Origin of the sequence: Streptomyces sp. JH14 (genome assembly GCF_029428675.1) — a bacterium.
Lineage (GTDB): Bacteria > Actinomycetota > Actinomycetes > Streptomycetales > Streptomycetaceae > Streptomyces.
The window spans coordinates 6,489,646-6,504,504 of record NZ_JAJNEL010000001.1; the positions used below are offsets into that span (position 1 = coordinate 6,489,646).

Annotated in this window: 16 protein-coding genes; all 16 read right to left on the bottom strand. The window is 69.9% G+C overall.

What is annotated here, in order from left to right:
• Positions 1-10: 10 nt before the first annotated feature.
• On the bottom strand, positions 11-481 hold the full coding sequence (locus LRD69_RS29260) for a zinc ribbon domain-containing protein (protein ID WP_277329525.1): 471 nt from the start codon (positions 479-481) through the stop codon (positions 11-13).
• A 3-nt stretch (positions 482-484) separates the two neighbouring features.
• Positions 485-1,645: a lipid-transfer protein gene (locus tag LRD69_RS29265; protein WP_277329526.1), complete on the bottom strand. Its 1,161-nt coding sequence runs from the start codon at positions 1,643-1,645 to the stop codon at positions 485-487.
• Positions 1,646-1,697: 52 nt separating this feature from the next.
• On the bottom strand, positions 1,698-2,810 hold the full coding sequence (locus LRD69_RS29270; RefSeq protein ID WP_277329527.1) for an MBL fold metallo-hydrolase: 1,113 nt from the start codon (positions 2,808-2,810) through the stop codon (positions 1,698-1,700).
• Positions 2,811-2,850: 40 nt separating this feature from the next.
• Positions 2,851-3,996, bottom strand: coding sequence for an acyl-CoA dehydrogenase family protein (locus tag LRD69_RS29275; RefSeq protein ID WP_277329528.1), 1,146 nt, complete (start codon positions 3,994-3,996; stop codon positions 2,851-2,853).
• A gap of 10 nt (positions 3,997-4,006) precedes the next feature.
• The gene (locus tag LRD69_RS29280) at positions 4,007-4,450 is read right to left on the bottom strand and encodes a MaoC family dehydratase (protein WP_277329917.1); all 444 of its coding nucleotides are present in this window, start codon (positions 4,448-4,450) and stop codon (positions 4,007-4,009) included.
• Between the two features lie 89 nt (positions 4,451-4,539).
• Positions 4,540-5,460 (bottom strand): alpha/beta hydrolase, encoded by a 921-nt coding sequence (locus LRD69_RS29285; RefSeq protein ID WP_277329529.1) that lies wholly within the window; start codon positions 5,458-5,460, stop codon positions 4,540-4,542.
• Positions 5,461-5,576: 116 nt separating this feature from the next.
• On the bottom strand, positions 5,577-5,762 hold the full coding sequence (locus LRD69_RS29290; protein ID WP_277329530.1) for a hypothetical protein: 186 nt from the start codon (positions 5,760-5,762) through the stop codon (positions 5,577-5,579).
• A gap of 16 nt (positions 5,763-5,778) precedes the next feature.
• The gene (gene pntB / locus LRD69_RS29295) at positions 5,779-7,197 is read right to left on the bottom strand and encodes a Re/Si-specific NAD(P)(+) transhydrogenase subunit beta (protein WP_277329531.1); all 1,419 of its coding nucleotides are present in this window, start codon (positions 7,195-7,197) and stop codon (positions 5,779-5,781) included.
• Positions 7,198-7,223: 26 nt separating this feature from the next.
• Complete coding sequence (locus LRD69_RS29300) at positions 7,224-8,777, bottom strand: Re/Si-specific NAD(P)(+) transhydrogenase subunit alpha (protein ID WP_277329532.1); 1,554 nt, start codon at positions 8,775-8,777, stop codon at positions 7,224-7,226.
• A 55-nt stretch (positions 8,778-8,832) separates the two neighbouring features.
• Entirely contained in the window at positions 8,833-9,927 is a 1,095-nt protein-coding gene (locus LRD69_RS29305) for an acyl-CoA dehydrogenase family protein (RefSeq protein ID WP_277329533.1), read from the bottom strand.
• A complete protein-coding gene (locus tag LRD69_RS29310; protein ID WP_277329534.1) occupies positions 9,924-11,105 on the bottom strand; it encodes an acyl-CoA dehydrogenase family protein in 1,182 nt (393 codons plus the stop codon). Before LRD69_RS29310 ends, LRD69_RS29305 begins: the two co-directional genes overlap by 4 nt.
• A complete protein-coding gene (locus LRD69_RS29315; protein ID WP_277329535.1) occupies positions 11,102-11,251 on the bottom strand; it encodes a hypothetical protein in 150 nt (49 codons plus the stop codon). Before LRD69_RS29315 ends, LRD69_RS29310 begins: the two co-directional genes overlap by 4 nt.
• Positions 11,252-11,293: 42 nt before the next feature.
• Positions 11,294-12,052 (bottom strand): SDR family oxidoreductase, encoded by a 759-nt coding sequence (locus LRD69_RS29320; protein WP_277329536.1) that lies wholly within the window; start codon positions 12,050-12,052, stop codon positions 11,294-11,296.
• Positions 12,049-13,266, bottom strand: a complete 1,218-nt coding sequence (locus tag LRD69_RS29325; RefSeq protein ID WP_277329537.1) for an acetyl-CoA C-acetyltransferase — start codon at positions 13,264-13,266, stop codon at positions 12,049-12,051. Before LRD69_RS29325 ends, LRD69_RS29320 begins: the two co-directional genes overlap by 4 nt.
• 97 nt (positions 13,267-13,363) lie before the next feature.
• The gene (locus LRD69_RS29330) at positions 13,364-13,888 is read right to left on the bottom strand and encodes a VOC family protein (RefSeq protein ID WP_277329538.1); all 525 of its coding nucleotides are present in this window, start codon (positions 13,886-13,888) and stop codon (positions 13,364-13,366) included.
• 94 nt (positions 13,889-13,982) lie between these two features.
• Positions 13,983-14,807, bottom strand: a complete 825-nt coding sequence (locus LRD69_RS29335) for an SDR family oxidoreductase (protein WP_277329539.1) — start codon at positions 14,805-14,807, stop codon at positions 13,983-13,985.
• Between the last annotated feature and the right edge of the window lie 52 nt (positions 14,808-14,859).

The following is a 14,859-nucleotide window of genomic DNA, read 5'->3' on the forward strand; positions in this document are numbered from 1 at the left end:
CAGCTCTCGGTCACCCTTCCTGGTTCTCGGCTCGCGCAGCGGCACCTGTGGATTCCTCGGGGTCGGGCACGAATCTGGGGAGGTTGATCTCGTCGTTCACGCGCTCGAACACCACCGTCATCGGCATCCCGATCCGAATCCGGTCGAGCCACTCCGTGCCGATGTCGGTGACCATCCGAACGGGGTTGGCCGTGCCGAGCTCGACGATCGCGATCGCGAACGGGTACCCGTGTTCCCCGGGAAGGGGCACCTCCCACGCGGCACCGGGACCCGGGACGACGGTGTAGGTGTAGAGCGTCGCGTTCGGGTCGACCGGCGCCCAGGAGCTGGACCGGGAATGGCACTGCGAGCACATCGGTTGCGGCGGGAACCGCCGGTGGCCGCAGTCGGAGCACTGTTGGACTGACAGCACGCCGTCGCGGCAGTGCGCCCAGAAGCCTGCGGTCTCGGGCGTGACGCGGGGGACGACAGTGGTACGCACGTCTCACCGATCCTGGGTCAGGACGAGGGCGCTGGTCGGACCCGGCGCGCCGCCGGTGACGAGCGCGACCTCCGCGTCGGGCACCTGCGCGGCCGCGGTGCCCCGGATCTGACGGACTCCCTCGACGATGTGGTTGAAGCCGTGGATGTACGCCTCGCCGAGGTGGCCGCCGTGCGTGTTGACGGGCAGGCCCTGGCCCAGCTGGATCCCAACGTCCTGGACAAACGGGCCGGCCTCGCCCTTCTCGCAGAATCCGTAGTCCTCGAGCTGGGCGAGCAGGGTGTAGCTGTAGCAGTCATAGATCTGGGCGACGTCGATGTCCGCGACCGAGATCCCGGCGCGGGCGTACAGGCGCGGCGCGAGCGTCCGGGACGCGTACTCGGTGATCGGGCCGTCGCGCAGCGGCCAGAGCTCCCAGAACGGTGTCGTGCGTGGCGCGGTCGCTCCGAGAGCCGCGGCGATGACCACCGGCTGCTGGCGCAGGCTGCGCGCCCGTGCCGTCGACGTCACCACGACCGCGCACGCCCCCGCGCTCGGGAAGATGAAGCAGTCGGCCTCGCGCAGCGGCGCCGCGACGTACGGCGACGCGCCGTACTCGCCGGGCGCCAGCGCTCCGCGCAGCGCGTTCGGGTTGGTCACGGCATGGGCGCGCATCGCCTCCACGATCAGTCCCAGGTGCTCCTCGGTCGTCCCGAACTCGTGCATGTGGCGCCGGCACTGCAGTGCGAAGGTCTGGGCGAGCTGGCCCCAGCCGTAGGGGCGGACGAACTCGCGCAGGCCCGCCTGCCGGGCGGCGATCCACTGGGAGTTGTGCCGCGCGCCCGCGCCGAAGTCGTAGGCGGTCACGGAACGAAAGCAGACCACGACCTCGGCAGCACCGCTCTCCACCGCCATCGCGGCGTGGGCGAGCGTCGCGCACGACGCGGTGCCTCCGTGGGGGAGCTCGGCCCACATCCCGATGTCGGCGCCCAGGTTCGCTGCCAGCATCTCGGGGGACGTCGAGGTGTCCAGGCTGTACTTCACGACGCCGTCGACCTCACTGGGGTCCAGCCCCGCGTCGTGGAGGGCGAGGGTGATTGCCTCCAGTGCGAGGTCGGTGCCCGAGGCATCCAGGTCCTCGGTGAACCTGGTGCTGCCGATCCCTGCTACCGCTGCCTTCTGCATGCGTCACCTCTCTCGCAGTCGGACCTGTCGTGCGCGGAGCCGGCCGACGTCGTCATGCCGTGGTCCCGGGGTGGACGGCACGGAAGACGACGCCATCGGGGGAGTCCTGCCGGGTGGCCTGACCCCGGGCGACCAGGAGCTCCAGGTGCGCCTTGGTCTCCATCGCCGCCATGCCCTGGCTCATCGTGTCCAGCTCGCTCATCGCCTTCTCATGGCGCGTCCAGTGCAGCTGGTGGGCCACGGCGTACGCGGTCGCCGCCGACGGCGCCAGTGCCTGCAGGCTCGCCTCGAGCCGGTGCTCGTGGAAGGCGAGCAGCTCGTCGACCCGGGCATGCGCGGACGGCGCGACCGGGCCGTGCGCCGGCAGGAGCTGAAGGTCGGGCAGGGCCCGCACCTTCGTCAGCGACGCCATGAAGTCGCCCAGAGGGTCAGGCGACGGCGGGGCGGTGAACCCGATCGAGGGCGTGATCGTCGGCAGCACGTGGTCGCCGGCGAACAGCAGGCCGGCCTCCAGCTCGGTGAAGACGTAATGCCCCGGGGTGTGCCCGGGTGTGTGGATCGCCCCGAACGTCCGGGTGCCGACATCGATCTGGACGTCACCGTCGAGCCAGCGGTCGGGGGAGCGCCACCAACGGGGGTCGTAGACCTCGTGATCCACGCGGGACCAAGCGGCGGCCAGCTCGAGTGCGCCGGCCAAGGCCAACGCGCCGGCGAACGGGCTCTCGGCCAGCTGGTCGAGCCGGTGGACCAGCTCCAGGCCGGGCTTCTCTGCGGCGCCCAGGAGGATCTCCGCTGCGTACTCGCCGCCGAGCGCGCTTGCCATGGTGTAGTGGTCGCGATGGATGTGGGTGACCAGGAATCGCCTGATGTCGCCGAAGCCGTACCCGATCTGGCGCAGGCAGCGCTCCAGGGTGCTGCGCGCGACCTCGATCGCCCACCCGCCGTCGACCAGGGTGAGCCCGTCCGTGTGCTCGATGACGTACACGTTGACGGCCTTCAGGCTGTCCATGGGCAGCGGCAACGGAATCCGGTAGATGCCGTCGGCTACTTTCCACGCGCCCTCGGCGCTCCAGTGCTCACCGGAGTCCGGCGAGACCGCGTAGGCAGTTGGCGTGCTCGCCGATGTTCCGGGTCGGGCACCCCGGGTCGTCGTTCCTGGCTCCACCGACGTTCGACTCCTCTCGGTGCGGGTGCGGGTTCGGGAGCTACAGACCGAGGTCGCGGCCGATGAGCTCCTTCATGATCTCGTTCGAGCCGGCCCAGATCCGGGTGACCCGGGCGTCTCTCCAGGCGCGGGCGACCCGGTACTCGTTCATGTAGCCGTAACCGCCGTACAGCTGAACGCAGTGGTCGAGCACGTCGTTCTGCACGGTCGACGACCACAGCTTCGCCTTGGCCGCGTCCACCGGCCCGAGTTCGCCGCGAGCATGTGCCAGCACGCACTTGTCGACATATGCCTCGGTGACTTCCACCTGGGTGAACAGGTTCGCAAGCAGGAACTTGTTGTGCTGGAAGGAGCCGATCGACTGCCCGAACGCCTTCCGGTCGAGGGCGTACTCGAGCGTCTCGAGCAGGATCTGCTTCGCGTGCGCGATGTTGGACACTGCCGCGCCCAGGCGTTCCTGGGGCAGGTTCCGCATCATGTGGACGAAGCCCTGGTCGAGCTCGCCGATGATCTCGGCATCGGTGACCCGCACGTTGTCGAAGAACAGCTCCGCCGTGTCGGACTCGTCCTGGCCGACCTTGTCGAGCTTGCGGCCGCGGCTGAAGCCCTCCCTGTCCGCCTCCACGCCGAACAGGGTGATGCCGCGGGCTCCCTTGGCGGGGTTGGTCCGGGCCGCGACGAGCACGAGGTCCGCCGAGTAGCCGTTGGTGATGAACGTCTTCGAACCGTTGATCACCCAGCCGTCGCCGTCGCGCACCGCGGTCGTCTTCAGCGCCGCGAGATCCGAACCGGCCGACGGTTCGGTCATGCCGATGGCGCAGATGAGCTCGCCCGACGCGATGCGGGGCAGCCAGCGCTGTCTGGCCTCCTTGGTCGCCAGCTCGACGATGTACGGCGCCACGATGTCGGCGTGGATCCCCCAGCAGGAGATCAGTGCCGCGTTCACCTTGGCGAACTCTTCGCCGAGCGCGGCGTTGAACCGGTAGTCCCCGGCCGCGCAGCCGCCGTACTCCTCGGGGATCTCCAGACCCAGGAATCCCTGCTTGCCCGCTTCGAGCCAGAACTCCCGTGGGATCGCCTTGTTCGTGGCGTACTCCCCGACGTCCGATACGACCGAGCGTTGCAGGAACTCCCGGACAGAGGACCGGAACGCCTCGTGGTCCTCCTCGTAGATGTCGCGTTTCATTTTCTGGTCCCTACCCGCGGACCAGGAGGGCCAGTGGCTGCGCGACGCAGGCGGGCTTGTCCACGCCGTCGATCTCTACGACGCAGCCCATCGTCAGCAGGATGCCCTGGGGCTTCTCCTCCACCGACACGACAGAGACGCGGGCGCGGACCTTCGAGCCGACCCGCACGGGGTGCGGGAAGCGGACCTTGTCGACGCCGTAGTTGAGCGACATCGCGACGCCGTCGAACTCCATGAACGGGCCCAGGAAGATCGGCATCATCGACAACGTCAGGTAGCCGTGGGCGATCGTCGCGCCGAACGGTCCGGAGGCTGCCTTCTCGGCGTCGACGTGGATCCACTGGTGGTCCCCGGTTGCGTCGGCGAACAGGTCGACGCGGTCCTGCTCGACACTGATCCAGCCCGTCACGCCGAGTTCCTCGCCGACCTTCGTGGCGAGCTCGTCCAGGTGCATCGTCACTGTCTTCTCCTGTCGTTGGTGCACGCCCGCCGAAAGCGGGCGTGCTGATTCACGGTGCGGCGTCAGCGCAGCTGGCAGCCGTGCTATTGAGTCAGGTGCCGACGCAGCCAGCTGGCCTTGTCGGTGGCTGCGCGGCGCGCGACGTCGGAGTCGCCCGCGAGGTGGTAACCGTGCGGTGCTCCCGCGTAGACGTGCAGCTCGGTCGGGATCCCGGTCTGGTTCAACCGGGTCGCGTACGCCACGTCCTCGTCGTGGAACCCGTCCAGGCTTCCGACGCTCACGAAGGCTGGCGGCAGCCGGCGCAGGTTCCCGCACCGTGCCGCTGCGGCGTACATCGGAACGTCCTCGGTGCCGTGGAGCTCACCGAGGTAGGCCTGCCAGCCCACCTCGCTGGACCGGGAGGACCAGATCGGCAGACCCGGCAGACGGCTCGAAAGCGTCTGCTGGTGGTCGTCGAGCATCGGGCTGTCGAGTAGCTGGAACGCCAGCGGCACCTCGCGGTGGTCTCGGGCGACCAGAGCGAGCGCCGCGGCGAGTCCGCCGCCGGCACCGATGCCGTGGAGGCCGATCTTGAAAGGGTCGATGCCGAGTTCGGCGGCGTTCTCGTAGACCCACTTCAGGGCGGTGTAGCAGTCCATCAGGGGACCCGGGTACGGCGTGGTCGGCGAAAGCCGGTAGTCGACCGAGACGCCTACGACCGAGAGCCGGGGGCACCAGTCGTCGAACAGCGGGTCGTCCCACGACATGTCTCCAAGCACGTACCCGCCGGGGTGCATGCTGACGATGCAAGGGAGTGGCCCGTCGGCGCCCGCCGGCCGGTGCACGCGGATGGTCACGTCCGGGTCGCCGGGAACCACCAGGTCGCGGCGGACGACCCCGTCGGAGAGGGCTGCGGCAGCGCGCGCTGAGAGCGCAGGTGCCGGGCTGGCGTCCGCGAGCTCGAAACGGCCATAGGTCTCAACCAGGTCCGTCAGCTGGGGGTCGAGCAGGTTCACCAGATCCATGTGCCCAATGCTTTCATATGACGATTACTTTCACTAGACGATGACAGTCGAAAAGTTCAACGACTTCAGGCCCTGTACGCGGCCCGTTTGGTCGCGGTCGCGGACGCGCGGTGTCGCTACTCATCGGCGACAGCCCGGAAGCACGCTTCACAGGTCCGGGCGCCGCCGACAGCACGGAACGGCTGCCCGTGCTTGATCCACGACGTAGGCTCCTTCCCGCACACCGAGAGCACGGTGCCGAGCGTCTTCGCGTGGACCAGCGTCAGGCTCGCGTCCGTCGATCCGGTCAGCGCGTGCGCCACATCGGGAAAGGTGGGCTCAGAGCACCCGCAGGATGTCCTCGACCCGGTCCTTGGCGTCGCCGAAGAGCATCGACGTGTTCTCCCGGAAGAACAGCGGGTTCTGGACTCCGGCGTAGCCCGAGGCCATCGAGCGCTTGAACACGACCACGTCCCGGGCGTTCCAGACAGTGAGGACAGGCATCCCGGCGATCGGGCTGGTGGGATCCTCGGCAGCGGCTGGGTTGACGGTGTCGTTCGCGCCGATGACCAGTACGACGTCGGTCTCAGCGAGGTCGCCGTTGATCTCGTCCATCTCCAGGACCACGTCGTAGGGGACCTTCGCCTCGGCCAGCAGTACGTTCATGTGCCCAGGAAGCCGGCCGGCGACCGGGTGGATCCCGAACCGGACCTGGACGCCCCTGTCTCGGAGTTTCCGGGTCAGCTCGGCCACGCCGTACTGGGCCTGCGCCACGGCCATGCCGTAGCCGGGGGTGATCACAACCGACCGGGCAGTGCTGAGCAGTTCGGCCACACCGTCCGCGGCAACCTCGCGGTGCTCGCCGTAGTCGGTGTCCGTCCTCGGTCCGGCCTCGATCCCGAAGCCGCCGGTGATGACGGAGACGAACGAGCGGTTCATCGCCTTGCACATGATGTAGGACAGGTAGGCACCCGAGGAGCCCACCAGGGCGCCGGTGATGATTAGGAGGTCGTTCTCCAGCAGGAAGCCCGACGCGGCTGCCGCCCACCCGGAGTAGCTGTTGAGCATGGACACCACCACCGGCATGTCGCCGCCCCCGATGGAGGCGACCAGGTGCCACCCGAGGAGGAGGGCCAGCAGCGTGACCGCGGCGAGCAGCCACAGCTGCGGGTCGACGCAGAACCAGGCGGTCAGCGCGGCGAACGCGACCAGGGCGCCGGCGTTCAGCGCCGTCTTCCCCGGGAGGACCAGCGGCGCCGAGCTGATCCGTGCGGACAGCTTGAGGTAGGCGACGATCGAACCGGTGAACGTCACCGCGCCGATGAAGACGCCGATGAACACCTCGGCGTGGTGGATGCCCAGTGTGCCGGAGGCGCCCAGGGACAGCGCCTCGGCGCTGTGCCGGTCCCGCTCCACGAGCAGGAAGCCGTTCCAGCCGACCAGCACGGCCGCCAGGCCGACGAACGAGTGCAGCAGCGCGATGAGTTCGGGCATGCCGGTCATCTCGACGACCTTCGCCCGGTGCAGGCCGATCGCTCCCCCCACGGACGTCGCGGCGAGTATCAGCCCGAGGTTGGTGCGGCTGATGTCGTGGTCGAGGGCGAGCGCGACGGTCGCGACCAGGGCGATGGCCATGCCGGCGATGCCGAAGTAGCTGCCCGCCTTGGCCGTCTCGTGCTGGGAGAGCCCGGCCAGCGCCAGGATGAACAGCAGCCCGGAGACGATGTACGCCGCCTGGGTGGCAGTGTCGACGGTCATGGGTAGTCAACTCCAGGACGAAAGGGTCAGCTGCGCGAGAACATCGCGAGCATGCGGCGGGTCACGGCGAAGCCGCCGAAGACGTTGACGGAGGCCAGCAGAGTCGCGGCGGTGGCGAGGACGACCACGGTGCGCGCGTCGTCGACGAGGGTGAGCATCGCTCCGACGACGATGATTCCCGAGATCGCGTTGGTCACCGACATCAGCGGTGTGTGCAGCGCGTGGTGCACCTTCCCGATCACGTAGTAGCCGATCACGATGGCGAGGGCGAACACCACCAAGTGGGGCTCCAGGGCCGGCGGTGCGAGCGCGACGAGCGCGAAGAACACGGTCGCCGCGGCAAGCACGCCGCCGAGAAGACGTCCCACGCTCAACTGCGCCTTCTCATCGGCAGCCGCGACCGGTGCGAGTGAGACGGCCGCCGGGGAGGGGGTGGCTGCCGAGACCTGGACCGGAGGCGGCGGCCAGGTCAGCTCGCTCTTCCCGTCCTGGTAACGGACCACGGTCATGGCTCGCTGGACGACGTCGGAGAAGTCGAGGACGAGTTCCCCGTCCTTGCCGGGCGTCAGCAGCCTGATCAGGTTCACCAGGTTGGTGCCGTACAACTGCGAGGCCTGCGCCGGGAGACGTCCGGCCAGGTCGGTGTAGCCGACGATCGTCACGCCGTTCTCGGTGACCACGGCCTCACCGGGCACGGTGCCCTCGACGTTGCCCCCGTTGGCGGCGGCCATGTCGACGATCACGCTGCCGGGGCGCATCGCGGTCACCATTTCGGCGGTGATGAGGCGAGGGGCGGGCCGTCCCGGGATCAGCGCCGTGGTGATGACGATGTCGGTGCCCGGCACGGTTTCCCCGTAGAGCCTCTCGGCCCGGGCGCTGTAGTCATCGGACATCGGGGTGGCGTAGCCGGTGGCCGAGACGTTGTTCTCGTCGGCCCGTGCCGTCGCGACCGAGAGGAACTCGGCGCCGAGCGAGCGCACCTGGTCCGCCACCTCAGGCCGGGGGTCGGTGGCCCTGACCACCGCACCCAGGCTGCCGGCGGCGCCGATGGCGGCCAGCCCCGCGACGCCTGCCCCGACCACCAGGACCTGTGCCGGCGGCACCTTTCCGGCGGCCGTCACCTGGCCGGTGAAGAACCGTCCGAACAGGTGGGCTGCCTCGATGACCGCGCGGTAGCCGGCGATGTTCGCCATTGAGGAGAGCACGTCCAGGGACTGTGCGCGCGAGATCCGCGGCACCGCGTCCATCGCGAGCGCGGTGATCGGTCTGCCGGCCAGGTCCTCGACCAGGGCCGGGTCGAGCGCCGGGCCGAGGATGCTGACCAACGTCGCGCCGGGCTTGAGCGCGGCCAGCTGATCGGGCGACGGGGCGTTGACGCCCAGGACGACATCGGCGCTCGACGTCGGAGCGATGCTCGCGCCCGCCTCGAAGTAGGCCCGGTCCGAGAAGTCCGACCCCAGCCCGGCGCCCTGCTCGACGACGACCTCATAGCCGAGGCCGAGCAGCCGCCCGACAGTCTCCGGGGTCGCCGCGACGCGCGTCTCACCGGACCGCGCTTCCTTCAAGACTCCGATGATCATGAGTGGTGCTCCCTGTCAGTGACGAGGTGAGGGGTGCGGGTATGACGAGTGGCCTTCACCGCGGCAGGTCGACGAGTGCCGCCAGGCGAACCCGGTGTCCGCCCGGCGTGCCGAGCGCGATCTGGTCGGACTTGGCGCGCTTGAGGTACAGGTGAGCCGGGTGCTCCCAGGTCATGCCGATACCCGCGTGGAGCTGGACCGCTTCCTCCGCGGCCGCGACGGCGAGGTCGCTGCAGTAGGCCTGGGCCACCGCGGCCGCGACCGGGACGTCGAAGCCGTCCTCCGCGAGAGCCGCGGCGGCGTAGCGCGCGGCGGCGGCGGCCGACTCGACGCCCGTGTACAGATCGGCCAGCCGGTGCTTGAGCGCCTGGAAGCCGCCGAGGACCCGCCCGAACTGGCGGCGCTCCTTGAGGTAGGCGACGGTCGTGTCGAGGCACCAGCGCGCGACGCCGAGCTGCTCGGAGGCGAGCAGGGAGGCGCCGGCGCCGATTGCGTCCCGGATCGCGGCCTCGGCCTCGGCTTCGGCGAGGACGAGGGTGCCCGGGGCCGAGTCGAAGCTGACGTCGGCGAGCTGGCGCGTCATGTCGAGGGAGACGACCGGGGCGACCGAGGCCGCCGCAGCCTCCACCGCGTAGACGGCGACACCGGTCGGCGTCGCGACGGGAACCAGCAGGACGTCGGCCTCCAGCGCCCCGGCAACACTCGTGACCGAGCCGGTCACGAGTTCCCCGGAGAGCCGCAGCGCCGGGAGGGCGTCGGAGACAGCCGTGGACCACGGCACGGCCAGGGCCGCGGTCCGCTCCCCGGCGGCGACGGCACCGAGCAGCCCGGAGCGCGTGTGCAGCAGCAGCGTCGTGGCAATCACCGAGCTGGTCAGGAACGGAACCGGGGCCATGCTCAGCCCGAGCTCCTCCAGGACCACCGCGGCCTCGCGCGCCGAGGCGCCCTGTCCGCCACGTTCCTCCGGCACCAGCAGGCCGGCCAGGCCCAGGTCCGCCGCCAGGGAACTCCACAGGTCGTCGACCAGAGACCGGTCGCCGTCGTACATCGCGACCACGGCCGCCGGGTCGCACCGCGCCGCCAGCAGGCTTCGCACGCTCGCGCGCAGGTCGTCCTCGATCTCGGTGTACAACAGATCAAGCTCGCTCACTTGGCCAGCTCCTTCCAGGCGATGTCCTTGTCGACGCGGTGCTCCGGCGGAAGGCCCAGGACCCGTTCGGAGACGATGTTGCGCAAGATCTCCGAGGTGCCGCCCTCGATCGAGTTGCCCTTCGCCCGCAGGTAGCGGTAGCCCGCGTCCCGGGCAAGGAGGTCCACCCGGTCGGGGCGGGTCATCGTCCAGTCGTCGAATCGCAGTCCGTCCTCGCCGAGCAGCTCGAGCTCCAGGCCGGAGAGCTGCTGGGCGAGCCGGGCGAAGGTCAGCTTCATCGCTGATCCCTCCGGCCCGGGCTGCCCCTGCGCTAGCTTCTGGCGCAACCGTGCGCCGGCGAGGCGGGAGACCTCGGCGTCGACCCACAGCCGCAGCAGCCGGTCGTGCAGCTCCGGCGTCCGGCGTTCCGGGCGCTCACGCCAGGTGCGTGCCACCACCCCGACCATCCCGCTCTCGCGGGGAGCGGCCCTCCCGCCGATCGCGACGCGTTCGTTGCTCAGGGTCGCGTTGGCCACGGCCCAGCCCTGACCCTCCTCCCCCAGGCGCTGCGTGTCCGGGACCCGGACGTCGGTCAGGAAGACCTCGTTGAACTCGGCCTCGCCGGTGATCTGCCGCAGTGGGCGCACGTCGACCCCCGGGTCGTTCATGTCGCACAGGAAATACGTCATGCCGCGGTGCTTGGGCAGGTCGGGATCGGTGCGTGCGACCAGGATCGCGAACCGGGCGAGGTGGGCGCTGGAGGTCCAGACCTTCTGGCCGTTCACCGTCCAGCCGTCGCCGTCTCGCACCGCGCGGGTGGCCAGCGCGGCGAGATCCGAACCGGCGCCGGGCTCGCTGAACAGCTGGCACCAGACCTCCTCGCCGGTCCACAGCGGTCGCAGGTATCGCTGCTTCTGCTCCTCGGTACCGAAGGCGAGGATCGTCGGGGCCGCCATCCCGAGCCCGATCGTGTTGGCCTGCGGGTTGTTGTCCGGGGCACCGGCCTCGGCGAAGAGCCGGTCCAGCTCGGGTTGCAACACTGAAGGCAGGCCGAGGCCGCCGTGACCCTCGGGATAGGAGATCCAGGCGAGTCCGGCGTCGTACCGGGACCGGAGGAACTCCGTCCGATCGGTCGTGGCCGGGTCGTGGGCCGCGAGGAAATCCTCGATGCGACGCTGCAGGTCCGCGCTGCTCATCACGGCACCATCAGCGCGACGGTCTCGATCTCGGCGACCACGGGCGCGCACGCGTCCGCGTCGAGGTCGAGGACGGCCACGGCGCCGATGTTGCGGGCGGCGCCGGTCACGATGGCGACGCGGGTGTCGGTTCGGGCTGTGGTGCTCATGCGAATTCCTGTCATCAGTGCGAGTTCGAGGACCGGGCGGGGCTACTCGAGGCCCGCGGTCAGGGACATGCCGCCGTCGATGGGGACGGTCTGCCCGGTGATCCAGGCGGCGTCGTCGGAGAGGAGGAAGGAGACCGCGGTCCCGATGTCCTCGGGCTCGCCCAGGCGCCCCAGCGGGTAGGCCTGGACGACCTCGGCCTCGCGGCCGTCGTACAAGGGGATGGCGAACTTCGTCTTTACCACCGCGGGCGCGACGCCGTTGACCCGGATGTCCGGACCGAGCTCGACGGCGAGGAGCTCGGTGATCGAGTTCAGCATCGCCTTCGAGGCGCCGTAGAAGCCGATCCCCGGTGCGGTGCGGACGCTGGAGATCGAGGAGACGTTGACGATCGCGCCGCCGTGCTCCCGCATCCAGGCCCGGTGCACCTTCTGCACCCAGGAGACCGCCGCGATGCAGTTGACCTCGACGATCTTGCGCGCCAGGCCGAGGTCGAGGTCGACGAGCGGACCGTACGCCGGGTTGATCCCGGTGTTGTTGACCAGGAAGTCGACCCTGCCGAAGGACCTCAGTGCTTGCTGGATCGCGTCGTCCTGGTGGGCCGGGTCGTCGGCCTTGCCGGCGACGGCCAGGGCGTGCTGCGGGCCGCCGAGCTGCTCCACGGCCTCGTCGAGGGTGTCCTTGTTCCGGGCCGTGATGACGACCCTGGCGCCTTCGGTGACGAGCTGCTGGGCGATGGCCAGGCCGATGCCGCGGCTGGCGCCGGTGACGATCGCGGTCCTGCCCGCGTGCCGGCCGGTCACGAGAGCCGCTCCAGGACCATCGCCATGCCCTGGCCGCCGCCGACGCACATGGTCTCCAGGCCGAACTGCTTGTCGTGCCACCGCAGCGAGTTGATCAGGGTGCTGGTGATGCGCGCGCCGGTCATGCCGAACGGGTGACCGATCGCGATCGCGCCGCCGTTGACGTTCAGCTTGTCCTCGGGGATGCCGAGCTCGCGCGCCGAGCCGATCACCTGGGAGGCGAACGCCTCGTTGATCTCGACCAGGTCGATGTCGTCGATGGTCAGGCCGGCCAGGGCGAGTGCCCGGCGGGAGGCCTCGACCGGCCCGAGGCCCATGACCTCGGGGGAGAGGCCGGAGACACCGGTGCTCACCACCCGGGCCAACGGGGTGAGGCCGAGCTGCTTGGCCTTGGTGTCGGACATGACCACCAACGCCGCGGCTCCGTCGTTGAGCGGGCAGCAGTTGCCCGCGGTGACGGTGCCGTCCGGCCGGAACACCGGCCGCAGCGCGGACACGGCCTCGAGGGTGACGCCGGCGCGGGGGCCGTCGTCGGTGCTTGTCACCGTGCCGTCGGCCAGCGTCACCGGGGTGATGTCGCGTGCCCAGAAGCCGCTGGCTATCGCGGCCTCGGCCAAGTTCTGGCTGCGCACGCCGAACGCGTCCTGGTCCGCCCGGCTGATGCCCGCGTGCTGGGCGACGTTCTCCGCGGTCTGCCCCATCGTGATGTACAGGTCGGGCAGGAGGCCCTCGGTGCGCGGGTCGACCCACGTCTGACCCCCGCCGGCGAGCTTGTCGGTGCGAGCCTGCGCCTCGTCGAAGAGCGTGTTCTGGGTGTCGGGCATGCCGTCGGCGTTGCCCTTGAAGTACCGGCTGACGGTCTCGACACCTGCCGAGATGAAGACCTGGCCCTCACCGGCCCTGATCGCGTGCAGGGCCATTCGGGTGGTCTGCAGGCTGCTTGAGCAGTAGCGATTGACGGTGACACCGGGCAGGTGGTCCATCCCGGCGAGGACGGCTACCGCGCGTCCGAGGTTGTTGCCGGCTTCGCCGGCGGGCTGACCGCAGCCAAGGATCAGGTCATCGATGTCGCGGGGGTCCAGGCCGGGTACCTTCGCCAGGGCGGCTTGCACCATCTGGGCGGTCAGGTCGTCGGGGCGCATCTCCTTGAGGGATCCTTTGACGGCTCGTCCGATCGGAGACCTGGCGGTCGAGACGATCACTGCCTCGGGCATGGAACTGACTCCTAGTCAACAGAAGGCGTGGTCACTGCACGGGGGGAAGGGGTTGGACCTCTGGGTGCCAGGCTTGTCGCCGGGCTACCCGGAGGGGTCATTCGCCCCAGGCGCGCTGCTCGACGAACTCGAGGTACTCCAGGAGCACGCCGTCGGGGTCGCGGAAGCAGACGACCCGGACCTTGGTGACACCCAGGGTCAGCTCCTTGGGCTCGCTCAGCAGCGGCACGCCGTGCTCCTTGAGCCGGGCCAGCTCCTCGTCCATGTTGTCGACGCGGATGGCGACGCGGGAGAGACCGACGTTGCGCGGGTTCCGCTCGACCGGGGGCAGGTTGTCGTCCCACTCGAGCAGGTCGATGTATCCGCCGGAGCGGTGCGTACCGAAGTAGAGGAAGCAGCCGCGGTAGTCGCCGGAGCCCTCGTAACCCAGCAGCTCTGCGATCTGCTTGCCGTCGCCGGGGCGGGAACGGCCCTCACCGGGACGGATGTCGGAGGACTCCCGGCCGCCGCCGGCGGTGCCGGCGTTCGAACTTGTCAGCGGGGTCATCCCGAGGACCTTGGTGTAGAAGTCGTAGGACTTGTCGAAGTCCGAGCAGACGACGTTGAAGTGGAAGAACTGCATCGTGGAGCCTTTCGTCGGTCGGGTGGGGCCGGCCCGCTGGCGCGAGGGGGCCACTGCTGAACGGCGACCGCTGTCGGAGCGGTTCGCGTGCGGGTCAGGCGAAGACACCGCTCTCGTCGAGGTGCATGCCGGGGCCGAGGACGTAGCCGCCGTCGAGCAGGACCGTCTCGCCGGTCATGTACGCGCACGAGGGGGAAGCCATGAACACGATCAGGCCGCCGACCTCTTCGGCGGTTCCGGCCCGCTTGAGCGGCACGGCGTGCGCCAGCTGGTCGACGTGGCTGCTGTCGCCGTGCAGTTCGGCCTCCACGAAGCCGGCAGTGTTGATCATGCCGGGGGCGACCGCGTTGACGGTGACCCCGTGCTCGGCCCACTCCAGTGCCAGCGAACGGGTCAGGGCGATCACGCCGTAGCGGGCGCTGGTCGAGTGGGCGAGCCCGCGGGAGGGGCGCAGCGCGGCGGCGGTGGTCACGTTCACGATCCGCCCCGCCTCACCACGTTCCACCGCGGCCCGGGTGAACCGCTGGGAACAGATGAACGTCCCGTTCAGGTTCAGATCGACCACCGAACGCCAGCCCCGCACCGACATCTCCAGCGCGGGCTTCGGGAACTGACCACCGGCATTGTTGACCAGCACGTCCAGACCGCCCCAGGCGGCCTCGATCTCGGCGAAGGCCTGGTTGACCGACTCCTCGTCACGGATGTCGGCGACCACCTGCATCGCTTCGGCACCGAGCTCCTGCAGCTCAGCGACCACCTTCTCCAGGAGCTCCGGACGACGGCCGAGCACCGCGACCTTCGCTCCGGACCGGGCGAATCCGAGCGCCGTGGCCCGTCCGATCCCGGTGCCACCGCCGGTCACCAGCACCCGGGCGTCCTGAAGGCCACCAATCACCGTGTCCGTAGCTGCCTGCGTCATCGATCCTCCTGGGTCTTGTTCCCGTGCGCCGGGATGCTCTGCATGGCTTCGC